Source organism: Streptomyces sp. CA-210063 (genome assembly GCF_024612015.1).
Taxonomy (GTDB): Bacteria; Actinomycetota; Actinomycetes; order Streptomycetales; family Streptomycetaceae; genus Streptomyces.
Genome location: NZ_CP102512.1, coordinates 8,905,661 through 8,931,629, shown reverse-complemented (window position 1 = coordinate 8,931,629; position 25,969 = coordinate 8,905,661). Strand labels below are relative to the sequence as shown.

27 protein-coding genes and 1 pseudogene are annotated in these 25,969 nt (G+C 70.9%); 12 read left to right on the top strand and 16 right to left on the bottom strand.

Annotated elements, in window-relative coordinates; all coding sequences use genetic code 11:
• Positions 1-9 precede the first annotated feature (9 nt).
• Together JIX56_RS39065 and JIX56_RS39060 are read left to right on the top strand one after the other, a co-directional pair.
• Positions 10-522 (top strand): DinB family protein, encoded by a 513-nt coding sequence (locus tag JIX56_RS39065; RefSeq protein ID WP_257547879.1) that lies wholly within the window; start codon positions 10-12, stop codon positions 520-522.
• Positions 523-815: 293 nt separating this feature from the next.
• Positions 816-1,313 (top strand): hypothetical protein, encoded by a 498-nt coding sequence (locus tag JIX56_RS39060; RefSeq protein WP_257547878.1) that lies wholly within the window; start codon positions 816-818, stop codon positions 1,311-1,313.
• Positions 1,314-1,464: 151 nt separating this feature from the next.
• Here JIX56_RS39060 and JIX56_RS39055 read toward each other — a convergent pair whose 3' ends face one another.
• The 7 genes from JIX56_RS39055 to JIX56_RS39025 form a co-directional block, all read right to left on the bottom strand.
• Positions 1,465-1,986 (bottom strand): hypothetical protein, encoded by a 522-nt coding sequence (locus JIX56_RS39055; protein ID WP_257547876.1) that lies wholly within the window; start codon positions 1,984-1,986, stop codon positions 1,465-1,467.
• A 162-nt stretch (positions 1,987-2,148) separates the two neighbouring features.
• Positions 2,149-2,832, bottom strand: coding sequence for a uracil-DNA glycosylase (locus JIX56_RS39050; RefSeq protein ID WP_257547874.1), 684 nt, complete (start codon positions 2,830-2,832; stop codon positions 2,149-2,151).
• Positions 2,833-2,964: 132 nt separating this feature from the next.
• Positions 2,965-4,548, bottom strand: a complete 1,584-nt coding sequence (locus tag JIX56_RS39045) for an ABC transporter substrate-binding protein (protein WP_257547864.1) — start codon at positions 4,546-4,548, stop codon at positions 2,965-2,967.
• 187 nt (positions 4,549-4,735) lie between these two features.
• Complete coding sequence (locus tag JIX56_RS39040; protein WP_257547862.1) at positions 4,736-5,503, bottom strand: SDR family oxidoreductase; 768 nt, start codon at positions 5,501-5,503, stop codon at positions 4,736-4,738.
• Positions 5,504-5,515: 12 nt separating this feature from the next.
• Positions 5,516-6,277: a 3-oxoacyl-ACP reductase FabG gene (fabG, locus tag JIX56_RS39035; RefSeq protein ID WP_257547860.1), complete on the bottom strand. Its 762-nt coding sequence runs from the start codon at positions 6,275-6,277 to the stop codon at positions 5,516-5,518.
• 176 nt (positions 6,278-6,453) lie between these two features.
• Positions 6,454-6,864, bottom strand: a complete 411-nt coding sequence (locus JIX56_RS39030) for a DUF3037 domain-containing protein (protein ID WP_257547858.1) — start codon at positions 6,862-6,864, stop codon at positions 6,454-6,456.
• Complete coding sequence (locus JIX56_RS39025; protein WP_257547856.1) at positions 6,861-7,631, bottom strand: HipA family kinase; 771 nt, start codon at positions 7,629-7,631, stop codon at positions 6,861-6,863. Before JIX56_RS39025 ends, JIX56_RS39030 begins: the two co-directional genes overlap by 4 nt.
• A gap of 201 nt (positions 7,632-7,832) precedes the next feature.
• On the opposite strand from JIX56_RS39025, the gene JIX56_RS39020 reads away from it, so the two are divergent.
• On the top strand, positions 7,833-8,339 hold the full coding sequence (locus tag JIX56_RS39020) for a Rieske (2Fe-2S) protein (RefSeq protein ID WP_257547854.1): 507 nt from the start codon (positions 7,833-7,835) through the stop codon (positions 8,337-8,339).
• A gap of 14 nt (positions 8,340-8,353) precedes the next feature.
• Here JIX56_RS39020 and JIX56_RS39015 read toward each other — a convergent pair whose 3' ends face one another.
• Complete coding sequence (locus JIX56_RS39015) at positions 8,354-9,019, bottom strand: cysteine hydrolase (RefSeq protein ID WP_257547853.1); 666 nt, start codon at positions 9,017-9,019, stop codon at positions 8,354-8,356.
• 106 nt (positions 9,020-9,125) lie between these two features.
• Here JIX56_RS39015 and JIX56_RS39010 point away from each other — a divergent pair, with 106 nt between their 5' ends.
• Positions 9,126-9,593: a pyridoxamine 5'-phosphate oxidase family protein gene (locus JIX56_RS39010; protein ID WP_257547851.1), complete on the top strand. Its 468-nt coding sequence runs from the start codon at positions 9,126-9,128 to the stop codon at positions 9,591-9,593.
• Positions 9,594-9,599: 6 nt separating this feature from the next.
• On the opposite strand, the gene JIX56_RS39005 is transcribed toward JIX56_RS39010, so the two are convergent.
• Positions 9,600-10,508 carry a LysR family transcriptional regulator gene (locus JIX56_RS39005; RefSeq protein WP_257547849.1) on the bottom strand — a complete coding sequence of 303 codons (909 nt, stop codon included), beginning with the start codon at positions 10,506-10,508 and terminating at the stop codon, positions 9,600-9,602.
• 230 nt (positions 10,509-10,738) lie between these two features.
• On the opposite strand from JIX56_RS39005, the pseudogene JIX56_RS39000 reads away from it, so the two are divergent.
• Positions 10,739-11,285, top strand: a pseudogene (locus JIX56_RS39000) (EamA/RhaT family transporter); the annotation flags it as partial.
• Between the two features lie 16 nt (positions 11,286-11,301).
• Here the strand turns inward: JIX56_RS39000 and JIX56_RS38995 are convergent.
• Positions 11,302-12,633 (bottom strand): aminotransferase class I/II-fold pyridoxal phosphate-dependent enzyme, encoded by a 1,332-nt coding sequence (locus tag JIX56_RS38995; protein ID WP_257547847.1) that lies wholly within the window; start codon positions 12,631-12,633, stop codon positions 11,302-11,304.
• Positions 12,634-12,668: 35 nt separating this feature from the next.
• Between JIX56_RS38995 and JIX56_RS38990 the strand changes: the two genes are divergently transcribed.
• Positions 12,669-13,355, top strand: coding sequence for a pyridoxamine 5'-phosphate oxidase family protein (locus JIX56_RS38990; RefSeq protein WP_257547845.1), 687 nt, complete (start codon positions 12,669-12,671; stop codon positions 13,353-13,355).
• 103 nt (positions 13,356-13,458) lie between these two features.
• Here the strand turns inward: JIX56_RS38990 and JIX56_RS38985 are convergent, their stop codons facing one another.
• Entirely contained in the window at positions 13,459-14,475 is a 1,017-nt protein-coding gene (locus tag JIX56_RS38985) for an EamA family transporter (RefSeq protein WP_257547843.1), read from the bottom strand.
• Between the two features lie 78 nt (positions 14,476-14,553).
• Positions 14,554-15,150: a peptidase gene (locus tag JIX56_RS38980; RefSeq protein WP_443031945.1), complete on the bottom strand. Its 597-nt coding sequence runs from the start codon at positions 15,148-15,150 to the stop codon at positions 14,554-14,556.
• 181 nt (positions 15,151-15,331) lie between these two features.
• On the opposite strand from JIX56_RS38980, the gene JIX56_RS38975 reads away from it, so the two are divergent.
• Together JIX56_RS38975 and JIX56_RS38970 are read left to right on the top strand one after the other, a co-directional pair.
• Positions 15,332-15,529 (top strand): hypothetical protein, encoded by a 198-nt coding sequence (locus tag JIX56_RS38975; protein WP_257551360.1) that lies wholly within the window; start codon positions 15,332-15,334, stop codon positions 15,527-15,529.
• A 78-nt stretch (positions 15,530-15,607) separates the two neighbouring features.
• On the top strand, positions 15,608-16,036 hold the full coding sequence (locus tag JIX56_RS38970; protein ID WP_257547839.1) for a type II toxin-antitoxin system Rv0910 family toxin: 429 nt from the start codon (positions 15,608-15,610) through the stop codon (positions 16,034-16,036).
• Positions 16,037-16,135: 99 nt separating this feature from the next.
• On the opposite strand, the gene JIX56_RS38965 is transcribed toward JIX56_RS38970, so the two are convergent.
• Positions 16,136-16,774 carry a PadR family transcriptional regulator gene (locus JIX56_RS38965; RefSeq protein ID WP_257547832.1) on the bottom strand — a complete coding sequence of 213 codons (639 nt, stop codon included), beginning with the start codon at positions 16,772-16,774 and terminating at the stop codon, positions 16,136-16,138.
• A 104-nt stretch (positions 16,775-16,878) separates the two neighbouring features.
• Here JIX56_RS38965 and JIX56_RS38960 point away from each other — a divergent pair, with 104 nt between their 5' ends.
• Together JIX56_RS38960 and JIX56_RS38955 are read left to right on the top strand one after the other, a co-directional pair.
• Entirely contained in the window at positions 16,879-17,658 is a 780-nt protein-coding gene (locus JIX56_RS38960) for an SDR family NAD(P)-dependent oxidoreductase (RefSeq protein WP_257547830.1), read from the top strand.
• Positions 17,659-17,798: 140 nt separating this feature from the next.
• On the top strand, positions 17,799-18,620 hold the full coding sequence (locus tag JIX56_RS38955; protein WP_257547828.1) for a PhzF family phenazine biosynthesis protein: 822 nt from the start codon (positions 17,799-17,801) through the stop codon (positions 18,618-18,620).
• An 81-nt stretch (positions 18,621-18,701) separates the two neighbouring features.
• Here the strand turns inward: JIX56_RS38955 and JIX56_RS38950 are convergent, their stop codons facing one another.
• Both JIX56_RS38950 and JIX56_RS38945 read right to left on the bottom strand, forming a co-directional pair.
• Positions 18,702-19,502, bottom strand: a complete 801-nt coding sequence (locus JIX56_RS38950) for a CPBP family intramembrane glutamic endopeptidase (protein ID WP_257547826.1) — start codon at positions 19,500-19,502, stop codon at positions 18,702-18,704.
• An 87-nt stretch (positions 19,503-19,589) separates the two neighbouring features.
• Positions 19,590-21,104 carry a glutamate--cysteine ligase gene (locus JIX56_RS38945; protein WP_257547824.1) on the bottom strand — a complete coding sequence of 505 codons (1,515 nt, stop codon included), beginning with the start codon at positions 21,102-21,104 and terminating at the stop codon, positions 19,590-19,592.
• 571 nt (positions 21,105-21,675) lie between these two features.
• On the opposite strand from JIX56_RS38945, the gene JIX56_RS38940 reads away from it, so the two are divergent.
• Positions 21,676-22,260, top strand: coding sequence for a hypothetical protein (locus JIX56_RS38940; RefSeq protein WP_257547822.1), 585 nt, complete (start codon positions 21,676-21,678; stop codon positions 22,258-22,260).
• Positions 22,261-22,657: 397 nt separating this feature from the next.
• Positions 22,658-22,858: a DUF5999 family protein gene (locus JIX56_RS38935; RefSeq protein ID WP_257547814.1), complete on the top strand. Its 201-nt coding sequence runs from the start codon at positions 22,658-22,660 to the stop codon at positions 22,856-22,858.
• Between the two features lie 116 nt (positions 22,859-22,974).
• Here JIX56_RS38935 and gcvP read toward each other — a convergent pair whose 3' ends face one another.
• On the bottom strand, positions 22,975-25,860 hold the full coding sequence (gene gcvP / locus JIX56_RS38930) for an aminomethyl-transferring glycine dehydrogenase (RefSeq protein WP_257547812.1): 2,886 nt from the start codon (positions 25,858-25,860) through the stop codon (positions 22,975-22,977).
• Positions 25,861-25,969 lie beyond the last annotated feature (109 nt).

The window sequence follows — 25,969 nt, the reverse complement described above, 5'->3', positions numbered from 1 at the left end:
ATGGCCGGCATGACAACCCAGCGCACCGAACCCTCCGTCACCGCCGACGAGCGGACCATGCTCGAAGGCTGGCTCGACCACCACCGCGAGACGCTCGCGATCAAGTGCGAGGGCCTGGACGACGCCCGGTTGAGGACCGCGTCGGTGCGGCCCTCGGAGCTGTCGCTGCTGGGGCTCGTACGGCACATGGCGGAGGTCGAGCGCATCTGGTTCCGCAAGGTGCTGGTGGACGACGACCAGGGGCCGATCTACTTCAGCGAGGAGGACCCGGACGGGGAGTTCCACCTCACCGAGGAGGACACCTGGGACGAGGCGTACGGCACCTGGCAGACGGAGATCGCGGTCGCCCGGCGCAACGCGGAGGGCTTCGCCCTGGACGACATCAGCAAGGCCGTGCACCGACGCTCGGGTGAGGCGCCGAGCCTGCGGTGGATCTACCTCCACATGATCGAGGAGTACGCGCGGCACAACGGGCACGCGGACCTCATCCGGGAGCGGATCGACGGGGTCACCGGGTACTGAGCGGAGACGGGCGCCCGGAGCCAGCCGCCCGCATGCCGAGGACCCGAACACCCAACCAGCCGCCCGCATGCCGAGGACCCGAACACCCGGCCTGCCGTCCACAAGCCGAGGGCCCTCCGAAAACCAACCTGCATCGTGCGTCCCAAGGGTCTCCGAACGCCCGGCCTCGGCACGCGTGCCGAGGCACTCGGAGGAGCCGCGCGGCGTCGCAGGCGGGCCCCGGCGTCACCCATGTGGGGGCATCCTCCGGCTCCCCCTCCCCAAAGCCGCCCGGACACAGCAGAGTTGCGCGCGTGCATCGACCGACCACTACCGCAACGCTCCTGGTCACCGTGGCCGTCTCGGCCCTCACCGGCTGCGTGACCGCGCCACACCCGCCCCCGTCCCAGGTGTCATCCGTCCCGTCCCGGCCGTCCGAGCCCCGCCCGGACGGCACCACCGAGACACAGATCGTGCAGGCCCCGGCGCGGGAGGCGCTGGAGCTGATCACCCCGCCACGGGAACCCACCCCCAGCGCGTCCACGGCACCGAAGCCGGCCGCGTCGGCTCTCGCCACCACACCCACGCCCACCCCGCCCCCACGCCCGCCCCGGGACGAGCGGCCGGGTCCCCCTGAACGGCACGGCCCGCCGCCCAGGTCCCACGCCCACGTCGATGTCCCGCCCCTCCCCGACACCATCCCACCGGAACCGCCGCAGAACTCCGACGTGTGCGCGCTCGGCCACAGGTACGGCGGCTGGGGCAAGGACACCCCACAGGCGGCCATCTGCAAGGACGTATACGGCCGTTGAGCCACCCAGCGCCCCGAAGCGGGCGCTCGTCCTGGCGCCGGGTCCTGCCGTCACCCCGTCGCGTGCCCGGAGAACGGGCCACGCCCCCGCCACGACAGCGACCGATGAGCGCGTGCATGGCATCGCGCGGCAGACGGGGTTGACGACAGGCCTAGGGCCGCTGTCTCGGCGGCCCCGGCGTCTGTCCTCCGGTGGGGCCCGCCTCGTCGAGCTGGGTCTCCAGGCGGGTGAGGGCGGCCCTGATGCCGTCGCCGTAGCCGTCGTCCCCCAGCGTGCCGATCGCTCCCCGGGCCAGACGCAGATGGCTGCGGGCCGCGTCGTGCCGGCCGAGCTTGGCGTAGTCGGCGGCGAGGTTCAGATGCAGCGAGGGGTAGAAGGCGCGTACCGCGAGCCCCTCGTGATGCTCCGCCACCCGGCCGTCGGACAGTTCGTCGGCCGCCGACAACGCCCTCAGATCCCAGGCCAGTTCATCGGCCGGCTCGTCCTGGGTGTCAGCCATGTAGTGCGCCAGTGTGCAGCGGTGGAGGGGGTCGCCGTCCTCGCCGATCTCCGCCCACAGCTTCGCGAGCCGGTCCCGGGCCTCCTCGCGGTCACCCCCGTGGTGCAGCATGACCGCCTGCCCGATCCGGGTCATCATGGCGTCCGGCGCCACCTGCTCCTGTCGCTCCACCACCGCGTCCTCCACACTCGTCGCCCCCGGTCCCGCCTGTCCCTGCCGACGCTAACGGCAGGCACTGACAATCCCGGTCAGGCGGCTCCGTACGGCCGTGGGGGTGCCCCGGCGGCCGTACGACGGGCGGACGAGCGGGTGCGGATGGACGGGCGGGCGGGCAGGTCAGCCGAGGTTGGGGATCGTCCAGTCGATCGCCTCGTGGCCCTGCCGGGCGACGGCCTCGTTGATCTGCGTGAACGGCCGTGAGCCGAAGAACTTCTTGGCCGACAGCGGCGAGGGATGCGCGCCCTTGACCACCACGTGGCGCTCCTCGTCGATCAGCGGGAGCTTCTTCTGCGCGTAGTTGCCCCACAGCACGAAGACCGCCGGGTCGGGCCGGTCGGCGACCGCGCGGATCACGGCGTCGGTGAACTTCTCCCAGCCCTTGCCCTTGTGCGAGTTCGCCTCACCGGCGCGGACCGTGAGGACCGCGTTGAGCAGCAGCACGCCCTGCTCGGCCCACGGCATCAGATAGCCGTTGTCCGGGATCGGGGTGCCCAGCTCGGCCTGCATCTCCTTGTAGATGTTCCGCAGGGACGGCGGGGTCTTCACACCCGGCCGCACGGAGAAACACAGACCGTGGCCCTGGCCCTCGCCGTGGTACGGGTCCTGACCGAGGATCAGGACCTTCACGTTCTCGTACGGCGTGGCGTCGAGGGCGGCGAAGACCTCCTCGCGCGGAGGGTAGACGGGGCCCTTGGCACGCTCCTCCTCGACGAACTCGGTGAGTTCCTTGAAGTAGGGCTGCTGAAGCTCGTCCCCCAGGACCCCGCGCCAGGACTCGGGCAGCATGGCGATGTCGGTCACGTCAACGTCCTCCGGTGTGCGCTCACTTCACGGCCGCGGACAACGCGGCCATGGACGGCCGCGCGAGGCGCGGCCGTCGTCAGAGCACAGAACCTACAGGCGCCCACTGACAGCGGGGCCCGGCACCGGCGATTACCAGCTGGTCTTCCAGGACAGCTGCCACATGAGCATCATCGTCGCGGGGTCGATGACGTTCTCCAGACCGGCGATCTCCTCGTTCGCGGCCGTGTACGCCTTGCCCTGCCACAGCGGGATCAGCCGGGCGTCGTCCACGAGGATCTGCTGGGCCTCCTCGAACTCCTCGGACACGGCCCCGCGGTCGCTCTCCGCACGCGACGCCGGCAGCAGCTCGTCGGTGATCTCGGGGGCTTCGTACGGGGTGCCGAGCGCGTTCTGCTTGCCCACGAAGGGGGCGATGAAGTTGTCGGCGTCGTTGAAGTCGGGGTTCCAGCCACGCCCGAAGACCGGGTACTCGCCCTTCTGGTAGCCCTCCGAGTAGGCCTTCCAGGGACGGCTCTTCAGTGTGACCTTGAAGAGACCGGACCCCTCCAGCTGCCGCTTCAGCTCCTCGAAGGCCGGCTTGGTCTGGGAGCCGTAACGGTCGGTGGTGTACCAGAGCGTGAGAGGAACCGTTTCGGTGATGCCCGCCTCGGTGAGGATGGCTTTCGCCTTGGTCGCGCTGGGGTTGCCGTAGTCGTCGAAGAAGCCCGTCGTGTGGCCCACCAGACCCCTGGGGATCATGGAGTACAGCGGCTCGACGGTGTCCTTGTAGATGTTGTGGGCGAGCGCCGGGCGGTCGAGGACCTGGGCGACCGCCTTGCGGACCGCGGGGTTCTTGGCCCAGGCGTCCTTGGTGGGGTTGAACACCAGGTAGCTGATCTCGGTGGTGGGGCTTTCCACGATCTGGAGCCCCTCCTCATCGTGGTTGGCCTGGATGTCCACGATGTCCGCGGCGCCGAGACCACGGTAGATGACCGAGATGTCCCTGTTCTTCAGGGCCTTGACCAGCTCGTCCGACTGCTGGAAGTACCGGATGGTGACCGCGGAGTTCTTCAGCTCCGCCAGGCCCTTGTAGTTCTCGTTGCGGACCAGCTCGGCCTGCTCGCCGTCTTCGTAGGAGGCGACTTTGTAGGGTCCCGAGCCGGCGATGTCCCCGTCCTCGCGGAGCTTGTCCGCGGGGTACTCCTCGGGGTCCACGATCGACATGGCCGGCGTGGTGAGCACCAGGGGGAAGGTCGCGTCGGGCTGGCTGAGGTGGAAGACGACCTCGCGGTCACCCTTCGTCTGCACCCGGGAGAGGGTGCTCAGCAGGCCCGCGGGGCCGCCGTTGACGTTGATCTTCTTGATCCGGTCGAACGAGTGCTTGACGGCCTTGGCGTCCAGCGCGTGCCCGTCGGAGAACTTCAGACCCTCGCGCAGCGTGCAGCTGTACACGGTGCTGGAGCTGTCCGTGAACTCGCAGCTCTCGGCGGCGTCGGGTTCGGGCTCGGTCCCCCCGGGCGAGTAGCCCAGAAGAGGCTGGTAGACGTTCCGCATCAGCTCCCAGGAGCTGTCCCAGGCCGCGGCCGGGTCCAGGGTGCTCGGCGCGCTGGTCGTCCCCACGATGATCGGGTCCGCGTCGTCCGAGGCATCCGAGGAGAACACACCACACCCGGTCACCATGGATAGGGACGCGATCACCGCGAGTGGCGGCAAGTATCGGTTCCGGTTGAACACGTGCATGCTCCTCGAAATGCCGTACGCAAGTGGCCGAACGATACCGCAGGCCCGCCGAGTCGCTTCCGCCCGGCTGGCACAGCCCTGGATCGGCGCACTTGTGACGGCTTTGTCGAGTCCCCGTGAGGGGTGCGGGCGGGCGCCGGAGGTGTTCGGTGAAGTCGTCACCGGCGCCCACCGCACTCTGTCAGCCGACCCCGGCGTTGAGGAAGATGCCGCCGTCGACCACGAGGGTCTGGCCGGTGATCCAGTCGGACTGCTCGGAGGTGAGGAACGCGGCGGCGCCGCCGATGTCGGAGGGCACGCCGAGCCGGCCGAGCGGATAGGACGCCGCCGCCTCGGCCTCCCGGCCCTCGTACAGGGCCTGGGCGAACTTGGTCTTCACCACGGCGGGTGCGATCGCGTTGGCCCGCACCTTCGGCGCGTACTCGTGCGCCAGCTGGAGGGTCAGATTGATCATGGCGGCCTTGCTGATGCCGTACGCGCCGATGAAGGGCGAGGCGGAGACACCGGCGACCGAGGCGATGTTGACGATCGCGCCGCCGTTGTCCTTCTGCCAGGCGTGCCAGGTCTTCTGGGCGAAGCCGAGGGCCGAGACGACGTTGGTCTCGAACACCTTGCGGGCCACGTTCAGGTCGAGGTCGGCGATCGGGCCGAACACCGGGTTCGTCCCGGCGTTGTTGACCAGGAAGTCGACGCGGCCGAAGGCCTCCATCGTGCGCTCGACGGCGAGCGCCTGGTGGGCCTCGTCGTGGGCCTTGCCCGCTACGCCGATGACGCGGTCGGCGCCGAGCTGCTCGACGGCCTCCTTGAGGGCGTCCTCGCCCCGGCCCGTGATGCACACCCGGTCGCCGCGTGCGACGAGGGCCTCGGCGATGCCGTAGCCGATGCCGCGGCTGGCGCCCGTGATGAGGGCGACCTTGCCGGAAAGCTCGGGGAGTTCCACCGAAGTCATGTTCCCGATCCCTTAGTTGAGCGGTCCGCCGGCGACGTACAGCACCTGGCCGGAGACGAATCCGGCGTCCTCGCCCGTGAAGTAGGCGATGGCGCCGGCGATGTCCTCCGGCCGGCCCACGCGCTGCACGGGGATCTGGGTCGCGGCCGCGGCCTGGAACTCCTCGAAGCCCATGCCGACCCGGGCGGCGGTGGCGGCGGTCATGTCGGTGACGATGAAGCCGGGCGCGACGGCGTTGGCGGTGACGCCGAACTTGCCGAGCTCGATGGCGAGGGTCTTGGTGAAGCCCTGCAGACCGGCCTTGGCGGCGGAGTAGTTGGCCTGGCCGCGGTTGCCGAGCGCGGACGACGAGGACAGGTTGACGATCCGGCCGAACTTGGCCTCGACCATGTGCTTCTGGACGGCCTTGGCCATCAGGAAGGCGCCGCGCAGATGCACGTTCATGACGGTGTCCCAGTCCGACGCGCTCATCTTGAACAGCAGGTTGTCGCGGAGCACGCCCGCGTTGTTCACCAGGATGGTCGGGGCGCCCAGCTCCTCGGCGATCCGGGTGACGGCGGCCTCGACCTGCTCCTCGTCGGAGACGTCGCAGCCGACCGCGAGCGCCTTGCCGCCCGCGGCGGTGATCTTCTCCACGGTGTCCTTGCACGCGGCCTCGTCGAGGTCGATCACCGCGACGGCACGCCCCTCGGCGGCCAGTCGTACGGCGGTCGCGGCGCCGATGCCGCGCGCACCGCCGGTGACCACGGCGACACGCTGCTCAGTGGTGGACATTGCTGGTTCTCCTCGCCCTTGGGATGCGGCTCCTGCGGCGCCCCTCATGTGGTGAGCGACCGCTTAGTACCTTCAGCACACGTGACGCTAGAAGTCCTGGCACCCGGTGTCAACGTCCCACCAGGTGTGATGCCTTACGTCGGCCCCTCACCGGCGGTCCGCCGCGCACGGGTCGGTCATTTCACGAGCAGGTCGAGCAGCCGCTCGGCCTCCGCCGCCGGGTCCTCGGTGAGCCCAGTGTGCACGGGCCCCGCCTGGACGACCGTGGAACGGGGCGCGACAAGCCACCGGAACCGCCGCCCGGCGTCGTCGCGGGCGGCCTGCCCGGCCGCCTCTCCCCCGGCGCACACGCCCTCCACGGCGCGCAGCGCGGCGCGTACGCCCGCCACGTCCGCCCCGGGATCAAGGGCGAGCAGCTTGGCCTCGTCGAGGTGGGTACGGGCCGCCACGAGCGCCCGGGAGCGGCTGTAGACGAGGACGCCGGCGTTGAAGCACTCGCCGCGCTCGATCCGGGGCACGATCCGCAGCAGCGCGTACTCGTAGACGTCCTGCCCACTCGCCCCGGTCCCCAGGAAGCGGTCGCTCACTTGATCCCCTCGCTCTTGATCCCCTCGATGCGTTCGTGAATGCCGGCGGCCCGTGCGAGCAGCGGCTCCGCGTACGCCCGCCGCAGCGCGTCCGGCGTCTCGAAGCCGGGCTCGTCCACCAGCCAGACGTCCGGGATCTCGGCGGTCACCTCGGCGAGCAGGTCCTCGGTGACCAGGGGCGCGAGGTCGGCGGCGGCCGCGGCGACATCGGGGCCGAAGCGCGCGAGGGCGTGGTCGGCGGCGTCGTACGGCTTGGCGGCGGAGGTGCGGGCGCCGGGCCAATGGTGGTGCCAGATCATGGTGGCGCCGTGGTCGATGAGCCACAGCTCGCCGTGCCACATCAGCAGGTTCGGGTTGCGCCAGGAGCGGTCGACGTTGTTGATCAGCGCGTCGAACCAGACGATCCGCCCGGCCTCCCCGGGGTCCACCTCGAAGGCGAGCGGGTCGAAACCGATCGCACGGGTCAGGAAGTCCATGCCGAGGTTGGTGCCGCCGCTGGACTTGATCAGCTCCTGCACCTGCTCGTCGGGTTCGCCGAGGCCGAGGACGGGGTCGAGGTCGACGGTCACGAGGCGGGGCACGCGCAGTCCGAGCCGCCGGGCCAGCTCACCGCAGACGACCTCCGCGACGAGCGTCTTACGGCCCTGTCCCGCGCCGGTGAACTTCAGGACGTACGTCCCTCGGTCGTCGGCCTCGACGAGACCGGGGAGCGAGCCGCCCTCACGCAACGGCGCGATGTACCGGGTCGCGCTGACTTCCTTGAGCATCGCCCCAGGTTACCGACGTGCCGGGATCCCCCGGAGGCGACCCGACCGGCGGTTGCCGCCGACCGACAGCTTTAAGACAGCTCTACTTGACGCGGTTGTGATCTCGGGCAGGTCAAGATGTGGCCCTGTCTGAACGTTCAAGCACCGCGTCGCCGTATCCATGGGCGAAAGTGCAAAGCCATCTTGGAAGGAACCGTCAGCATGACCAGCGAAACGAACAAACCCGCTTCGATCCCGGGCCGCCGCACCGTCATGGCGGCGGCCGGCGTGGCGGGCCTCGCCGTCGCGCTGACCGCGTGCGGGTCGGAGGACGAGGCGTCGAGCTCGTCCTCGCCCGACTCCCAGGCCGGCTCCAGCGCGAGCAGTGAGGCGAGCGGCGAGGCGAGCAGCGGCAGCGCGAGCGGTGGCGACAGCGCCGGCGGCACCGAGATCGCCAAGACCTCGGACATCCCCGAGGGCGGCGGCAAGATCTTCGAGAGCGAGGGCGTCGTCGTCACCCAGCCCGAGGCGGGCACCTACAAGGCGTTCTCCTCCGTGTGCACCCACGCCGGGTGTGCCGTGAAGACGATCGCCGACGGCGTGATCAATTGCCCCTGTCACAACAGCAACTTCTCGATCGCCGACGGCAGCGTGCAGAGCGGCCCCGCGACCAAGGCGCTGCCCGCCAAGGAGGTCAGCGTCTCCGGTGAGTCGATCATGCTGGCCTGATCCCGGTCAGAAGCTCATATCCGCCGCTCGGACCGTTTGAAACAGGCCAGCACCTCGTCCGTGGTCGCGACCGTGGCGACCAACGCGAGAGTGTGGCGGATCATCGCGGGGGTGTAGTCGGCAGGCACCCCCGCGATGGCGTCCCCGGGCACGACGACCGTGTAGCCGAGGTTCACCGCGTCGAACACCGCGTTCGGCACGGCCACGTTGGCCGAGACACCGGTGACGATCAGCGTGCGGCACCCCAGATTGCGCAGCAGCGCGTCCACATCGGTGCCCGCCAGCGGGGACAGCCCGTGCAGCCGCCGTACGATCAGGTCCTCCTCGGCGACCTCGATGGGCGGCGCGATGCGTACGGCCGTGGTGCCCGTCAGCTGCCGTACGGGCAGCCGTTCGGCCGCGCGGAACAGGCGGGCGTTGTGGTTGGCGCCCCGCCCGTCGGGCCGCCGCTCGGCGATGGCGTGCATGACCTGCACCCCGCTGTCGTGGGCCGCGGCGACCAGCCGGGCCACCTGGGCGAGCGCTCCCGACTCCTGGGCCTCCCGGGCGAGTTCGGGCAGCGCGCCGTCCGGCCCGACGACACCCTGCTGGCACTCGACGGTGAGCAGGACGGTGGTGGCGGGCTCGAGGAGCCCGCTCAGCTCCCGGTGCCTCTTCGACTCACTCCCGTACGACGGCATGGCATCCCCTGGTCGTCGGCGATCGGGCGGGCGAGCGTAACGCCCCTTGCACATGGACGGAAGACACCCCATGCTCTTCGGACGCCACGCCAGCGGAGGGGATTCCATGACCGTCACTCAGCGCCGGGGCCGGAAGATCATGATGGAGCCCGCCGAACTCGACGCGTTCCTGAGCGCTCAGCGCACCTGCCGGGTCGCGACGGTCGCCGCCGACGGAGCCCCGCACATCAGCCCGCTCTGGTTCGTCTGGGACGGCACCTCGCTCTGGCTGTACTCGATCACCCGCAGCAGACGCTGGTCCGCGCTGCGCCGCGATCCGCGCGTCGCCGTCGTGGTCGACGCGGGCGAGGAGTACGGCGAACTGCGCGGCGTCGAGCTGTCCGGCACCGTCGAGTTCGTCGGCGAGGCACCGCGCACGGGCGAGCCGAACCCCGAACTCATCGAGGTGGAGCGGCTGTTCGCCCGCAAGAACTTCGGGATCGACGAGATGCCGCACGACGGCAGGCACGCCTGGCTGCGACTGACGCCGGACGCGGTCGCGTCCTGGGACTTCCGCAAGCTGGGGTCGCCGTAAGGAAGCTCAGCCCGTTCCGCACGCGGTTCCTGTCTCCCTCAACGCCTCCACCGCCGCCCTGATCGACGGCCTCCGGTCGGCGTCCGCACGCCATACCGCGTAGACGCTGCGGTGCGCCCTGGGCCGCACCGGCACGGTCCGCACACCGGCGGGCATCGGGTCGCGGCCGAGCCGGGGCGCGATGCAGACGCCCAACCCGGCGGCCACCAGGGCGAGTTGCGTGTGATGCTCGCCGGCCCGGTGGGCGAGGTGCGGCTCGATGCCGTTGGCGCGCAGCGTATGGAGCAGCCACTCGTGGCAGAACTCGCCCTCGGGCCAGGCGACCCACGGCTCCTCCGCCAGCTCCCGCAGGTCGATCTCGTCCCGGCCGGCGAGCGGGTGGTCCTCGGACAGCGCCACCTCCACCGGGTCGTCGAGGATCGCCGCCCTGGCGAGCCCCTCGGGCACGGGCAGCGGCTTGTTGTACCAGTCGAGGACGACGGCCAGGTCGACATCGCCCCGGATCACCGCGTTGATCGCGAGTTCCGGCTCCAGTTCCCGCGAGCGCACGCGCAGCGCCGGATGGTCGTCCCGCAGCGCGCGGAAGACGGCGGGAAACAGCCCCCGGACGGCCGTCGGGAAGGCGGCCAGCCGCAGCTCGCCGACGACCTGCCCCCGCTGTGCCTCCAGGTCCGACTGTGCCAGCTCGACCTGGGAGAGGATCCGCGCGGCATGGTCGGCGAGCAGGCGCCCCGCGTCGGTGAGGCGCACGCCCCGCCCGTTCTTGGCGAGGAGCCGCTGCCCCACCTCGCGTTCCAGCTTGGCCATCTGCTGCGAGACGGCCGAGGTCGTCACATGCAGCCCGTCGGCCGCCCCGCTGACCGAGCCGTGCCGGGCGAGGGCGTCGAGGGTGCGCAGGCGCTCCAAGTTCAACATATAAGCAATGCTAAGAGATTCAGCTCACCAAATCTCGCTTGTGCTACGAGATTGTCGGGCGCCATGGCTGCGGACATGACCACCGCCGCGCCCACCCGAGCCTCCGTCCGTGTCCCCGACCGCCCTCGCGCCACCATCCGGTACGAGGCCTTCATCCGGCACGCCGAGAGCACGCACCTAAGCCGCGCGGCCCGCCCTCCGGGCGGACGACGGGGCTGTGACGACAGGACCTGGCGGCGGCGACGGCGGTGAAGCGGGAGCGGCTGCCGCGCGGCGCCCGCACCTGGGGACACGTCACGGTGGCGGCCCTCCTCCTCGACGCACTGCCGTTCTCGCTCTTCGCCTACGCGGAGCTGACGATCCCGTCCACGCCGGCAGGCATCCGCAACGCGACCTCGCCCCTGTGGGGCATGGCCCTCTCCCTGGCCGTCCTCTCCCTGGTCGCCCTCTCCGAGGACCGCCCGACGTGGGTGCGGGTCGCCGGTCGCGGCCTCGGCTTCCTCGGCGTACTCACCGTGCTCGGCGCCTGGCAGGGCCTCAGGGGCCTTGACGCCGGCGGCACCGGCGCCCAACTCCTGCCTGGTCTCCGAGATCGGCCCGACGACCGCCCAGATGGTCACCTAGTTCATCCGCCCAGACGGTCACCTACTTCATCCCGGTCATCGCCACCGCCGCCGGCGTCGCACTCCCCGGCGAGTCCCTGGCCTGGTCGACCCGGTCGGCGCGGCGATCGTCCTGGCGGGCGCGGCGCTGACGCAGGCAAGGTCACGCACATGACCCGGCGTAGGTGACGTCACATGTACCCCCCGCCCGCCCCCGGCCGGATCGCCGAGGCCACCGCGTCCGCCACCCTCCCGATCTCCTCCTCGGTGAGGGTGGAGACCGTGATCCGGATCCCCTGCGGGGCGCCCATCCGGAAGCGGGCACCGGGCGCGACGGCCCAGCCGGCGTGCAGCAGCCGGGCGACCGCGCCGGTCTCGTCCGGGACGCCGATCCACACGTTCATCCCGCTGACCCCGTGCGCCTCGACCCCGCGCCGCGCGAGGGCGCCGATCAGCGACTCCCGCCGCCGCCCGTACGCCGCCGCCACGGCCGGCGCGTCCACCGCGCCACCGGTCCACAGCCGTACGACGGCCCGCTGCACCAGCCGGCTCACCCAGCCGGGCCCCAGCCGCTGCCGCCCGCGCACCCGGTCGACGGTGGTGGCGTCCCCGGTGAGCACCGCGAGCCGCAGATCGGGGCCGTACGCCTTGGCGACCGACCGCACGAAGGCCCAGCTGTGGGTGACGCCGGCCAGCGGGTGCAGAGGCTGGTCGACGATCCGGTAGCCGTGGTCGTCCTCGATGAGCAGAGTCTCCGGATGCTCCCTGAGCACGGACCGCAGGGCACGCGCGCGTGCGGCGCCGACAGCCGCCCCGGTCGGGTTCTGCGCCCGGTCGGTGACGATCAAAGCCCGGGCCCCGGCCTCCAGAGCCGTCCGTACGTCCTCGGCGAGCGGCCCGTCGTCGTCGACGCCGACCGGGACGACCCGCAGACCGAGCGCCGGGACGAGGTCGAGCACGCTGCCCCACCCGGGGTCCTCGACGGCGACGGCGTCCCCGGGCTTGAGATGGACGGCGAGGACCCGCTCGATGGCGTCGAGCGACCCGGAGGTCACGGTGACCGGTCCGTCCGGCACCCCGTCCGCGTCCAGGTCGGCCCGCGCGATCCGCGCCAATTCGGGCTCCACGTCACTCGATCCGTACAGCACCGGATCGCGGTCGCCCTGCTCGGCGGCCGCCGCGAACACCTCCGCGAGGCGCGGCAGCAGCGTCGTGTCGGGATTGCCGTCGGCTAGGTCGCGCACCCCCTCCGGCACTTCGACCCGGATGTACTCGCGCCCCGTCGTGGCCGGCCGGGGCCGCACCCGGCTCCCCCGCCGCCCGGCGGTCTCGATGACCCCGCGCTCGCGCAGCGTGCGATAGGCGGCCGCGACGGTGTTCGGGTTCACCCCGAGCCGCTCGGCCAACTCCCGCATGGGCGGCAGCAGTTGACCGGGTTCCAACTCCCCCGCCCCCACCGCCCGCTCGACGCTCGCCGCAATCTCCGCTGCGCGCCGCCCGGTGATCATATATTCTCCTAGCACAAACAAGATTTTGCACTAGTACAATGGAGAACGCAATGCCGGAGACCTCGCAGCCGACGACACCACAGCCCGCCGCCTACACCCCCACCGACCGCACCGTCCCGACCCGGGCCGCGCAGAAGGCCTCGTACGACAAGGAGTTGGTGCACTCGATACTCGACGAGGGGTACGTCTGCCACCTCGGCTTCGTCCGTGACGGCGCCCCGGTGGTGCTGCCCACGCTGTACGCAAGGGTCGGCGAGACGCTCTACGTGCACGGCTCGACAGGCTCGCGCCCGCTGCGGATGACGGGCCAGGCCGACCCGGGCCTCCCGGTCTGTCTGACGGTCACGCACGTGGACGCGCTGATCCTGGCCCGCTCCGGCTTCCACCACTCGATCAACTACCGGTCGGTGGTGGTGCACGGCACCGCCCACCAGGTCACCGACCCCGAGGAGCGGCGGATCGCCCTGGACGCCCTCGTCGACCACGTCGTCCCGGGCCGCTCGCGGGACTCCCGGCCCGCCAACCCCAAGGAGTTCGCGGCCACCGCCGTGATCCGCCTGGACCTGCACGAGGTCTCCGCCAAGACCCGCACCGGCGGCGTCAACGACGAGCCCGAGGATCTCACCCTCCCCCACTGGGCCGGCGTCGTCCCCCTCCGCAAGGGCTACGAAACCCCGATCCCGGACCCGGACCTGGCCCCCGGCACCGACCTCCCCGACTACCTCAAGGCCCTGTAGCACTGATCCCGCCCGACTGGACGCGCCCCTCAAGGGGGCGCGGGGAACTGCGCGAGCGACCCCACACAACCCGCAGTCCGCGGACCCCAGTTCCCCAACGGCGTCATCGACCACGCCCCACCGACAGCTCCGGCTCAACCCCCTCCCCGCCTCCCGCCACCGTCCGCGGCGCCCCCTTCGACGGCGTGGACCGCTGCGCGACGAACGCCCCGCCCAGCACGACCACTCCACCCACAATCTGCGGCGCCGACAGATGCTCCCCCAGCAACACCCACGCGAGCACGGTCGCGACCACCGCCTCAAGACACCCCACAACCCCCGCCACCTGCGAAGACAACAGCCTCACAGCCACCACCCCGGTCACATACGCAAGCACCGTGGCGATCAGCACCACCCACCCGAGCAGCAACCACGCGGCCACCGGCGTCCCACCCATCCGCACAGTCCCCCCGAGCACCGCCCACTCCATACCCCACGGCCGGGCCACCACCGTGAGCACCACGGCACCCACGAGCAACCCGTACGCGATGACCCCGAGCGGATCCGGCGCCTCCGCCCCCGCGTCGCTCCCCTGGTCGGACAGCACGAAGTACCCGGCCTGACAACAGGCCGCCCCGAGTGCGAGCAGCAGCCCCAGCAGATCGAAGCTCAGCCCCGACCAGATCTCGACGACACAGGCGAGGCCCCCGACCGCGACGACGACCCCCACCGCAGCCGCCCGCGTCACCGGCCGCCGCTGCACGAACCGCACCCAGCCGAGAACGATGGCCGGCCCGAGGTACTCCACAAGGAGGGCGACGCCGACGGGGATGCGGGAGATCGAGGCGAAGTAGAAGGCCTGCACACCGGCCACGGCCAGCAGCCCGAAACCGACGAGCAGCGCGGGCCGCCGACGCACCAGGTCCCGGTGGCGCACGGCCAACGGCAGCATCACCAGCGCGGCACCCACGATCCGCAGCCACACCACGTGCAGCGGGTCGAGCCCCGCCTCGATGAGCGGCTTGGCCGCGGTACCCGATCCACCGAAAGCGACCGCGGACCCGAGCGCGAGCACCAGCCCGACACTCCGCCCGCGCTGCCCCTGATTCCCCTGATTCCCCTGAGACGTGAACACCGGCACATGATGACAGCCGACGACAGGAGCGTCACCCCCGATGACACCTGTCTCACCGACTGGACCCCAGGTGGGCGTCGCGCCTCAACGGCCGCCGTCCCCACCCACCACACATCCCTCGGCCCGGCCCTCGCCCGTCCTCGCGATCCGCCGCGCCACGACCCCCACATCGACACTTATGTTCCCCAGCACTTCCACGGCCCGCGACCCGGCGGCCCCGACCAGCACCGCGAGCAGGTCGATGCCATGGGCCACCCGCTCGCCCCGCCGCTCGGCACGCTCGTACGCCTGCGCCATCGCCCGGGCCGCCACCGGCGACCACCCCGGCGTGCCCGGCCCACCCGGTACGGCACCGGCGTCCTCCACCCCGATCTGCCAGCGCAGCCCGTAGCCGATGCTGCGCTGCACCAGATAGCCGAGCAGCCGGGCGACGTGCGGGCCGTCGAAGACGGCGCGGACCTCGGGGTCGAACTCCAGGAGCGTGTGCAGGAGATGGGCCGTGTCGATCTGCCGGTCCCCGTCGCGGAGCGCCCGTCTGCGCGCACCGGCGACCACCGAGGCCAGCTCATCGGTGAGCCTGTCCTCGATCTCCACATGGTTCGGACCATGGCCTACGGCCGGCTGCCGGTGAATACGGGGTCGCACGTCCTCCACCCCATCAGTCCCACCGGCCCGAGTCATCCGTGAAAGGAAGCATCTTCGCGTCCGACGCAGGTTGCGTAAGGAGGCCCCTCGTCTCCTCCCTACGGAGGAGATCCATCCATCCCACCCAAGGGGCGCGCGCCGTCTTGCCCCGCGCTCCGTACGCAACCGCATCACACCGGCCCTCATCCCCCACCCCATGGAGAGCGGGTACTGGCTGGTGGCCCTGCCGGCGGTCGACGGCAGACAGTACGTGTACCGGATGTACGCCCCCGAGAACGCACGGCCCGCCGATCTGTTCTGGGAGGCCTGGCACTGCCACGACGAGAGCCGCTTCCCTCGCGCGTGGGACCTGTTCGACGCGGCACTGATCCGGCAGGTGAACCAGGCGCCGGGCGGACCGGGCGACCACTTCTGACGGTTCATCAGTATTGAATGTTCCGGGCCCCGGGGCTACGTTCCGCGACACCACCGTCCGAGACGAAGGGGTTGTCGCATGGCCGATGTCAGCGCGGAGGCACGCATCGAGGCACCCGCCGAGCAGGTCTGGGCCCGGCTCGTCGACTGGTCCGCGTACGGCGAGTGGAACACCACCCACACCGGCTTCCCGAAGGGTGGTCCCGAGACCCTCGAAGTGGGCGGCACCTTCCAGGAGAACCTGAAGCTCATGGGGTTCCCGGCGGAGGTCGAGTGGACCATCGCCGAACTGGAGCCCGCCCGCACCCTGGCCATCCAGGGCAAGGGCCCGATGGCCGTGGACCTCGCCACCCGCTACACCCTCACGCCCCACGGCGACTCCACCACGGTCCGCATCGACGGCCGGTTCACCGGCGCGGCCGTCTCCCTGATGGCGGGCAGGCTCAAGGACTCCGCCACGGCGGCGCTGGGCGAGTCGCTGCGCAAGCTGGGCGGCTTGGTGACATAGCCCCGCGCCCCGCCCGCACCACGCACACGACCGGCATGCAGGAAAGCGCCCTGCGGAAACCTCCGCGGGGCGCCCTCACCTGTGGCCCACCACCGACCGTCAGTCCTCGTCGGCGAGGATCAGGTACAGCTTCTTGCGGGCCTCGTTGATCACCGCCAGCGCCTTGTCGCGCTGGTCCTTGTCGCCGGTCTTCCAGACCTGGCCGAACGCCTCCATCAGACCGAAGCCGGCCTGCCGGATCTCGCTCAGCGCCTCCCAGTCGACCCCGCGCGAGGCCTCTTCCCAGGGGGCCTCGGGCCCGTCGTCGGCCGCGGTGCGGCCGGCCTCGGTGAGCGCGAACAGCTTCTTGCCGCCCTCGCTCTCACTGGCGATCAACCCCTCGTCCTCCAGCAGTTGGAGGGTGGGGTACACCGAGCCGGGGCTGGGCTTCCACGCCCCGCCACTGCGCTCGGCGATCTCCTGGATCATCTCGTAGCCGTGCATGGGCCTGTCCTTGAGGAGGGCCAGGATCGACGCGCGTACGTCACCACGCCGCGCCCTTCCCCTGGGTCCGCCACGGCCGCGCCCACCCCAGGGTCCCCCGCCGAAGGGGCCGAACGGCCCGGGACCACCATGGCCCGGCCCGAAGGGCCCGAAGGCGGCGCGCAGCGCCTCACCGTCACCTCGACCGCGGGGGTGCTCCCCACCACGGCGTCCATGTCCACGCTCGAATCCGAAGTCCTGTCCACGGGAACGCATCGCAATCACTCCATTCCATCGTTGATCTGTCGCGATGCCTCAACGATATATCGGAACCTGTCGCCTGACAACCCCTTGCCGAGCAAGCCTTCTAGAGTGCGGGAATGATCTCCAACAGCTACCTCTCCGAACTGTTCTCCCTGGAAGGGCGAGTCGCCGTGGTGACCGGCGGCAGCTCCGGCATCGGCAAGGCCATCACCGGGGCTCTCGCGCGGGCGGGGGCGAGCGTGGTGATCGTCGCGCGGAAGAAGGCGGAACTGACGGCCACGGTCGACGAACTGGCGGCGGACGGCTGCCGCGCGGCCTGGGTGAGCGGCGACCTGAGCACCCGCGCCGGCGTGCGCGCGGCGGCGGAGCAGGCGGTCGAGGCGTACGGCGAGCCCGACATCCTCGTCAACAGCGCCGGGATCAACCTGCGTCCGCCGATGAGCGAGCTGGGCGAGGACGTGTGGGACGCCACGATGGCCGTGAACCTGGAGGCGCCCTTCCTGCTGGGCCAGCGCTTCGGGCCCGGCATGGCCGAGCGGGGCTTCGGCCGGATCATCCACATCACGTCCCAGCAGGCACACCGGGCCTTCGTCCGAAGCGGCGCGTACGGGGTCTCCAAGGGGGCCCTGGAGTCGCTGGCCCGCTCACAGGCCGAGGAGTGGTCGCCCCACGGCGTCACCTGCAACACGCTGGTCCCGGGCTTCGTCCCGACCCCGCTCAACACGCGGTTGTCGTCCGACCCCGAGAAGGTGGCCGCGCTCGCCGCGCGCACCCTGGCCGGCCGCAATGGCCTGCCCGACGACTTCGCCGGAGCCGCGGTGTTCCTGGCCGGCCGATCCTCCGGTTACATCACCGGCCAGGCGATCTTCGTCGACGGCGGCTTCTCCGTCCACTAGCCCGACCCGCACGACACCGTACGCATGCGGCATCCGGACGAGCGACCCCGTCGAGCCTGCGGCGCCTGGCCCCCGAAAACCGGTCCACCACCCCGGAATTGGCCTTGGCCTGCGGCTTCGCCGACCCCTAGCGTCGTCCCATGCGCATTCGTATCGTGGACGCCTTCACCGACCGCCCTTTCTCCGGCAACCCGGCCGGAGTCCTTCTCCTCGACGCCTTCGACGCCTTCCCGGACGACGGCTGGCTGCAGAACGTGGCCCGGGAGGTCAACCACTCCGAGACCGCGTTCGCCCACCCCCTCCCCGAGGGCGGCGAGGCCGACTGGGCACTGCGCTGGTTCACGCCGGTGGCCGAAGTGGCGTTGTGCGGCCACGCCACGCTGGCCACCGCGCATGTCCTGACCAGCACGGGCGCCCCCGGAGGCCCGGTGCGGTTCGCCACGCGCAGTGGTGTCCTGACCGCCACGCCCCGGCCGGACGGCTCCCTCACCCTGGACTTCCCGACCGCGCCGCTCACCCCGGTCCCGGTCCCGGACGGCGTCGCCGAGGCCCTGGGCGCCGAACCGCTCAGCGCCTTCGACACCGGCCCCGGCGTGGGCGACCTGCTGGTCGAGCTCGCCGACGAGAAGACGATCCTGGGCCTCGGCCCCGACCTGCGGGCCCTCGGCCGTTACTCCGAGCGCGGCATCATCGCCACCGCCCGCGCCGCGGACCCCGCCGCCGGGCACGACTACGTCTCGCGCTGCTTCTTCCCGAACGTCGGCATCGACGAGGACCCGGTCACGGGCAGCGCCCACACCGCCCTCGCCCCCTTCTGGTCCGAGCGCCTCGGCACCCCGGACCTCACCGGCCTCCAGGCCTCCCCGCGCTCCGGCCTCGTCCGCACCGAACTCCGCGGCGACCGCACCCTGCTCACCGGCCGGGCGGTCACGGTCATCGACGGCGAACTGCTCACACCGTAGGCAACACCGAGCTCACACCGTAGGCAACACCGGGCTCACACCGTAGGCAACGCCGGGCTCACGCCGTAGGCAACGCCGGGCTCACGCCGTGGGCAGCCAGCCCACCTTCCCCGCCAGCAGCGCGTACCCCACGAACGCCCCGATGTCGAGCAGCGAGTGGGCCACCACGAGCGGCCCCACTCGCCCCCACCGCCGGTACAGATAGACGAAGACCACGCCCATCACCATGTTGCCGATGAAGCCGCCGATGCCCTGGTAGAGGTGGTACGAGCCGCGCAGCACCGAGCTGGCGGCGAGCGCGCTCCCCGGTGACCAGCCCAGCTGCTGGAGCCGGCGGAGCAGATACGCGACCACGATGACCTCTTCGAGGACCGCGTTCTGGATCGCGGAGAGGATCAGCACGGGGTACTTCCACCACACCTCGGGCAGCGCCTCCGGCACCACCGTGAGGTTGAATCCGAGGCCGCGGGCCGCCAGGTAGAAGGCGATGCCGGTGCTGCCGATCACCGCGGCGATCGCCGCGCCCCGGCCGAGGTCGGGCCATGGCTTGGTCCGGTCGAACCCGAGCGTGCGCAGCCCCGCGCCCTCACGCAGCAGGAAGTGCGCCACCAGGACGACGGGCACCAGGGCGGTCGTGATCCCGAAGAGCTGCCACGCGAGGTCGAGCCAGGGCCGACCGGGCGCGGCCGAGGCGTTCATGGTGGCCGCCTGGTCCTTCAGCCCGCCCGGCTTGGTGACCGATCCGACGAAGCTGATCAGCGCGGACACCCCGCTCGCGCCGAGCGAGAGCCCGAGCACGAGGAGTGTCTCGTCCCTCAGAATCCGCCGGCTCGGCCGCTCCCGCGGCACCGCATCCCCCACCGACTCCGCCTGCCCCTGCACCCACGCCTCCAGTTGTCCGGCCCCGCCGAGGGTCCATCATCACCCGCGACGGTCCGGAACCTTCCGGCGGCGTACCTTCAGGGCTCCTCAGCCCAGCGGCACCGGCTCGGGCAGCCCGACCGGCCAGCTGTGGACCGGCTCCCCGGAGTGCATCAGCTCGCAGTACCGCCGCGTCGTGGCGGCGAGCGCGCCATCCCGGTCGATGCCCTTGGCCAGAGCCTGGTGGAACGTTTCCACCTGCCAGGACGCCCCGTTGACCCGGCGCCGACAGCGCTCCTCGATCACCCCGAGGTAGAAGTCCCGGTCGACCGGCTCGACACCCCACGCGTCCAGCCCCGCCTCGGCGAGCGGCAACAGCTCGTCCCGTACGAGGTTCACCGCGTCCACCGGTCCCAGCCCGCCGTAGCGCCCGCGCGGCCACTGCAACCGGGCCTCGATGCCGTGCCGGCACGCCTCGTCGAAGTTGGCGGCGGCCGCCTCGAACGGCAGCCGCGTCCACACGGGCCGCGACTCCTCGGCGAGGGCGCGTACGACCCCGTAGTAGAAGGCGGCGTTGGCGATCACGTCCGTGATGGTCGGCCCGGCGGGCAGGACCCGGTTCTCCACGCGCAGATGCGGGACTCCGTCGGCGATGCCGTAGACGGGCCGGTTCCAGCGGTAGATCGTGCCGTTGTGGAGGCTGAGTTCGGCGAGTGAGGGAATGCCGCCCGCGTCGAGGACGCCGATCGGATCCTCGTCGTCACAGATGGGCAGCAGCGCCGGGAAGAAGCGCAGGTTCTCCTCGAAGAGGTCGTACGCCGAGGAGATCCACCGCTCCCCGAACCAGGTGCGCGGCCGCACGCCCTGGGCCTGGAGCTCGGGCGGCCGGGTGTCCGTGGACTGCTGGAACAGCGGCGGCCGCGACTCGCGCCACAGCTCGTGCCCGAACAGGAACGGTGAGTTGGCGCCGATGGCGACCTGCGCCGCGGCGACCGCCTGCGCCGCGTTCCACACATCGGCGAACCGGCCCGGCGTGACCTGGAGGTGCAACTGCACGGAGGTGCAGGCGGCTTCGGGCGCGATCGACTTCGAGGTGCAGACGAGCCGCTCCACCCCGTCGATGTCGAGCGTGAAATCCTCGCCCCGGGCGGCGACGATCTGATCGTTCAGCAGGGTGTAGCGGTCGCCCGCGGAGAGGTTCGAGGAGACCAGGTCATCACGATCGAGCGTGGGCAGAATGCCGATCATCACGATACCCGCGCCCACCTCGATCGCTTTCCGGTCGGCATAGGCGAGGGACGTGCGCAGCTCCTCGGAAAGCTGGTCGAATACCCGCCCACCCAGCCGATGTGGAGCTATGTTGACTTCCAGATTGAACATGGCGAGTTCTGTTTGGAAGTCTCGGCTCGCAATGCGCTCAAGTACTTGCGCATTCATCATTCTCGGCAGACCGTCGCCGTCGACGAGGTTCAGCTCGATCTCCACACCCATCAGGTTCTTGGGGCGATCGAACCGCTTCTCCTCCAGCAGCCGCGCCAGTCCCGCCAGGCACTGCCGCAGCTTGTCGCGGTACTGCTGGCGATCGGAGAGGCCGAACGGCCCCGCCACGACCTTCTCTCCCATCTAGGTGTCCCTCCTTGGATGGGCAGGCCGACGAGCCGGCCACTGCTGTCCCAGGTCCACGGATGATGATGCCCCGGCAGAGCCGCCGATAACGTCCCGCGCCCGACCTGCGCCCGCTAGGCTGAGTCCGGTCACCTCCGAGCTTATTCACTCGGTGTGCTTCTGGCACATTCAGTGGGCATGAATGAGCATGCGCTTTCTGTCCGTTGTGCTTTCGTGAAAAGCGCCGACGAGAACCGGCCGTCCGCTACGCGGCGGTAATCCGAGGTCACCGACACACCCCCACGGAAAAGCGGGGTGATGCCCATGTTCCGGCGACCGGATACCGCCTTGCTCTTCATATACGGAACGGCTAGACGAAACCTCGTGTGAACACGTGTCGTATAAACTCCGCAAACGAGGCTGAGAGTCGGCACTCGCGGTCCTCGGTCCTGCCGTCAGGCCACGCGCGGCGGACCCTACCCACGCACCCGGACCCCGGGCACCCGTCTCTCCGATCCACGAGAGCTGACAGCGCCGTCCGCCCCCGCCCTCGCGCCACCGTGCCTGTCGAATTGAGAGGCGACCCACCATGCCGCTGCATGTCCCCCCGGCTCCCGCGCCCGCCCTGCGCACCGTCCTCACGGCACTCGGTTCTCCCACCGCCGTCCACGAGGCGCGAACCCCTTCCCTGAAGAACGCCCAAGGCCCCGCCACACCCGAACTCCCGCTGCCCGTCCACGTACTCGACCGGATCACCCCCGAGGGCACGGGCACCGCCCGGCTCACCGGATGGCGGTTCCTGATCCGCTGCGGCGACCGCGCCGTGGCCGCCGCCGAGACCCGGCTGACCCCCGACGGATGGGTGTTCTCCCACTTCTTCGAGGGCCCGTACATCGCCTCCACCGAGCGCGCCCTGCGCCAGGCGGAGGCCATGCAGCAGCCCTACCAGCCACGCCTGCTGTCGGTGCCCGAGCTGTACATGCTCACGCTCTGGCTGCACGCCGACCCCACCGCCGACGCCGCCACCGGCCACCCGGCACCGACCGACCTGTTGGTCCCGCTGGCGCCCGCACCACCCGGCATCGCCGCCCACCGCCCGCACCGGGCCGCCGAGCTCCTCCCGGTACTGACCACCCGGCTGACGCCCGCCCCGCTCCTGGGATCGCCCGCCTGAGTCCAGAGCCGCCTCACCCTTCGTACCGCTCGTGCCCCGCCGCCGATATCCCGGTGGCGGGGCACTTGTTTCCCGTTACCGGGAATTCCCGCTCTTTCGCGCACCAATACGCTCATGCGAGCTATTCGCACGTCCTTCCGCCTCCGGACCAGCCCCGGACGACCATCGCGAACCACCCGAAGGGACAGCGCAGTTGGGATGAACCGTCCGCGCGGGCGATGCGTCATCAACCTGTGAGAAGCGGTGCTGCGAAATCCCTGCGGATTGACGCCCGTGGGGCAACACTGGGACCGGACCGATTTATCAACGGGGGGCGGCCATGAACGAGGCTTCACGCCGCGGGACAGACAAAACAGCCATCTCAGATCACACGACAAACCGAAAGATCCCCACAACCATGTGCCAGCACCAGCCACTGTGCCCGACTGCCGAATCCGCCGACCGGGAAGGCGCCCGACTCGTGGCGCACCACCCGGAGCAGGGATGGAGCCTGCTCTGCAACGGCGTTCTGCTCTTCGAGGACACCGGTGAGCTCCTGCCGGACGGCCAGATCATCGCCCCGCACCGCCCGATGGGCACGGTGATGACAGCCGTCTGAGCCGCACTGACGTGCGCACAGGGCGAGCGTCCCCGCACAGGACGTCCGCCCGGACAGACGAGGGGCCGGCCGGAGACGCACTCTCCGAACCGGCCCCGACGCGTATCAGCGGTTGACTACTCTTCGTAGGCGTCCAGCGGCGGGCAGGAACAGACCAGGTTCCGGTCCCCGAAGGCCTGGTCGATGCGGCGCACCGGCGGCCAGTACTTGTCGGCGGGCGAGACCCCGGCCGGGAAGACGGCCTCCTCGCGCGTGTACGCGTGCTCCCACTCCCCGCCGAGCGCGGCCGCGGTGTGCGGCGCGTTCCGCAGCGGATTGTCGTCCGCGGGCCACTCACCGGAGCCGACCCTCTCGATCTCCGCGCGGATCGCGATCATCGCCTCGCAGAACCGGTCCAGCTCGGTCAGGTCCTCGGACTCGGTCGGCTCGATCATCAGCGTCCCGGCCACCGGGAACGACATCGTCGGCGCGTGGAAGCCGTAGTCGATCAGCCGCTTGGCGATGTCGTCGACGCTCACCCCCGTCGACTTGGCCAGCGGCCGCAGATCGATGATGCACTCGTGGGCGACGAGCCCGCCCGGGCCGGTGTACAGCACGGGGTAGTGCGGCTCCAGCCGCTTGGCGATGTAGTTGGCACTGAGCACCGCCACCTGCGTGGCCCGCTTGAGCCCCTCACCGCCCATGAGCCGGACGTACGCCCACGAGATCGGCAGGATGCCCGCCGAGCCCCACGGCGCCGCCGAGATCGGCCCCACACCCGTCTCCGGGCCGGCCGCGGGCTGCAGCGGGTGGTTCGGCAGATACGGCGCCAGGTGCTCGCGCACCGCCACCGGACCGACGCCCGGCCCGCCGCCGCCGTGCGGGATGCAGAACGTCTTGTGCAGGTTCAGATGGGAGACGTCACCGCCGAAGTGCCCGGGCTTGGCGAGACCCACCAGCGCGTTGAGGTTGGCACCGTCGACGTACACCTGACCGCCCGCGTCGTGCACCTGCGCGCAGATGTCGGCCACGTGCTCCTCGAACACACCATGCGTCGACGGGTACGTGATCATCAGCACGGACAGCTCGTCGCGGTACTGCTCGATCTTCGCCCGCAGGTCCTCGACGTCGATCTCGCCGTCCTCGGCGGTCTTCACGACGACGACCTTCATGCCCGCCATCACGGCGCTCGCCGCGTTGGTGCCGTGCGCGGAGGACGGGATGAGGCACACGGTCCGCTGCTCGTCGCCGTTGGCGCGGTGGTATCCGCGTACGGCCAGCAGCCCGGCCAGCTCACCCTGCGAGCCCGCGTTCGGCTGCAACGACACCTTGTCGTACCCGGTGGCCTCCGCCAGCTGCTCCTCCAGCTCACGGATGAGCGTGAGGTACCCCTGCGCCTGCCCTGCGGGCGCGAACGGGTGCAGCTGCCCGAACTCCGGCCACGTCACCGGCTCCATCTCGGTGGTCGCGTTGAGCTTCATGGTGCAGGAGCCCAGCGGGATCATGCCCCGGTCCAGCGCGTAGTCGCGGTCGGCGAGCCGGCGCAGGTAGCGCAGCATCGCGGTCTCTGAGCGGTACTCGTGGAACACCGGATGCGTGAGGTACTCGTCGGAGCGCAGCAGCGCCTCCGGCAGCGTGTCCGCGGCGGCGGCGTCGAGGGCCTCGACGTCCCCCTCCACCCCGAACGCGGTCCATACGGCACCCAGCTGCGCCCGCGTCGTGGTCTCGTCGCAGGAGATCGACACCAGGTCGGCGTCCACGAGGTGCAGGTTCACGCCATGTTCCCGCGCGGCCGCCACGACCTCGCCGGCCCGCCCCGGCACCCGCACGGTGAGCGTGTCGAAGTACGCGCCGTGGACGACCTCGATCCCCCCGGCCGCGAGACCGGCGGCGAGCACGGTGGCGTACCGATGCGTACGCCGGGCGATGGTCCGCAGCCCCTCCGGGCCGTGGTAGACGGCGTACATCCCGGCCATCACCGCGAGCAGCACCTGAGCCGTACAGATGTTGCTGGTCGCCTTCTCCCGGCGGATGTGCTGCTCCCGCGTCTGCAGGGCGAGCCGATACGCCTTGTGTCCGTCCGCGTCCACGGAGACCCCTACGAGCCGTCCGGGCAGGCTGCGCGCGAACTTCTCCCGCACAGCCATGTATCCGGCGTGCGGCCCTCCGAAGCCCATCGGCACACCGAACCGCTGCGTCGTCCCCACCGCGATGTCGGCGCCCAGCTGGCCGGGCGAGGCCAGCAGCGTGAGAGCCAGCAGATCGGCGGCGACGGTGACGAGCGCACCAAGCTCGTGCGCCTGCTCGATGACGGGCTTGAGGTCGCGTACGACGCCGGAGGCGCCCGGGTACTGGAGCAGCACGCCGTTGATCTCACGCTCGGCGAGGTCGGCCGGGATCCCGGCGCTGAGGTCGGCGACGACGACCTCGACCCCGGTCGGCTCGGCACGGGTCTCGATCACGGCGATGGTCTGCGGCAGCGCGTCCGCGTCGACGAGGAAGAGGCCCTTCTTGTTCTTCCCCATGCGCCGGGACAGCGCCATGGCCTCGGCGGCGGCGGTGCCCTCGTCGAGCAGCGAGGCTCCTGAGGTGGGCAGCCCGGTGAGATCGGCGACCGTGGTCTGGAAATTGAGCAGGGCTTCGAGCCGTCCCTGGGAGATCTCGGGCTGGTAAGGCGTGTAAGCCGTGTACCAGGCCGGGTTCTCCATCACATTCCGCAGAATCACCGGCGGCGTGAACGTCCCGTAGTACCCGAGCCCGATCATCGAGCCGAGCACCTGGTTGCGGTCCGCGAGAGAACGCAACTCGGCGAGGACCTCGGCCTCGGTACGCGCGCCCGGCAGGTCCAGCGCCTCGGCGTTCCTGATCACAGCCGGGACCGCGGCGGCGGTCAGCTCGTCGAGCGAGCCGTATCCGACGTGCGCGAGCATCTTGGCCCGGGCCTCGGCGTCCGGTCCGATATGGCGCCGTTCGAAGGGGATTCCCTGTTCGAGCTCCGAGAGCGGAATGCGATGGGCGGTCATTGCGGAGGCCTCCTGGTCTGACACGACCTTCGAGGGGCACCACGGCAGGGGTGCCCGGACGGCCTCCCCCTCTGTCATCTCAACCTGAGAGCTTCACCGGTCCTGGTAC

Bases quoted from the DNA above. Each gene is read 5' to 3' on its own strand.
- JIX56_RS39065 (WP_257547879.1), top strand. From the start codon at position 10: ATGACAACCCAGCGCACCGAACCCTCCGTCACCGCCGACGAGCGGACC.
- JIX56_RS39040 (WP_257547862.1), bottom strand. From the start codon at position 5,503: ATGACTTCGGTGGAACTCCCCGAGCTTTCCGGCAAGGTCGCCCTCATC.
- fabG (WP_257547860.1), bottom strand. From the start codon at position 6,277: ATGTCCACCACTGAGCAGCGTGTCGCCGTGGTCACCGGCGGTGCGCGC.
- JIX56_RS39025 (WP_257547856.1), bottom strand. From the start codon at position 7,631: ATGCTCAAGGAAGTCAGCGCGACCCGGTACATCGCGCCGTTGCGTGAG.
- JIX56_RS39020 (WP_257547854.1), top strand. From the start codon at position 7,833: ATGACCAGCGAAACGAACAAACCCGCTTCGATCCCGGGCCGCCGCACC.
- JIX56_RS39015 (WP_257547853.1), bottom strand. From the start codon at position 9,019: ATGCCGTCGTACGGGAGTGAGTCGAAGAGGCACCGGGAGCTGAGCGGG.
- JIX56_RS39010 (WP_257547851.1), top strand. From the start codon at position 9,126: ATGACCGTCACTCAGCGCCGGGGCCGGAAGATCATGATGGAGCCCGCC.
- JIX56_RS39005 (WP_257547849.1), bottom strand. From the start codon at position 10,508: ATGTTGAACTTGGAGCGCCTGCGCACCCTCGACGCCCTCGCCCGGCAC.
- JIX56_RS38990 (WP_257547845.1), top strand. From the start codon at position 12,669: ATGCCGGAGACCTCGCAGCCGACGACACCACAGCCCGCCGCCTACACC.
- JIX56_RS38980 (WP_443031945.1), bottom strand. From the start codon at position 15,150: ATGACTCGGGCCGGTGGGACTGATGGGGTGGAGGACGTGCGACCCCGT.
- JIX56_RS38970 (WP_257547839.1), top strand. From the start codon at position 15,608: ATGGCCGATGTCAGCGCGGAGGCACGCATCGAGGCACCCGCCGAGCAG.
- JIX56_RS38965 (WP_257547832.1), bottom strand. From the start codon at position 16,774: ATGCGTTCCCGTGGACAGGACTTCGGATTCGAGCGTGGACATGGACGC.
- JIX56_RS38960 (WP_257547830.1), top strand. From the start codon at position 16,879: ATGATCTCCAACAGCTACCTCTCCGAACTGTTCTCCCTGGAAGGGCGA.
- JIX56_RS38955 (WP_257547828.1), top strand. From the start codon at position 17,799: ATGCGCATTCGTATCGTGGACGCCTTCACCGACCGCCCTTTCTCCGGC.
- JIX56_RS38945 (WP_257547824.1), bottom strand. From the start codon at position 21,104: ATGGGAGAGAAGGTCGTGGCGGGGCCGTTCGGCCTCTCCGATCGCCAG.
- JIX56_RS38940 (WP_257547822.1), top strand. From the start codon at position 21,676: ATGCCGCTGCATGTCCCCCCGGCTCCCGCGCCCGCCCTGCGCACCGTC.
- JIX56_RS38935 (WP_257547814.1), top strand. From the start codon at position 22,658: ATGTGCCAGCACCAGCCACTGTGCCCGACTGCCGAATCCGCCGACCGG.
- gcvP (WP_257547812.1), bottom strand. From the start codon at position 25,860: ATGACCGCCCATCGCATTCCGCTCTCGGAGCTCGAACAGGGAATCCCC.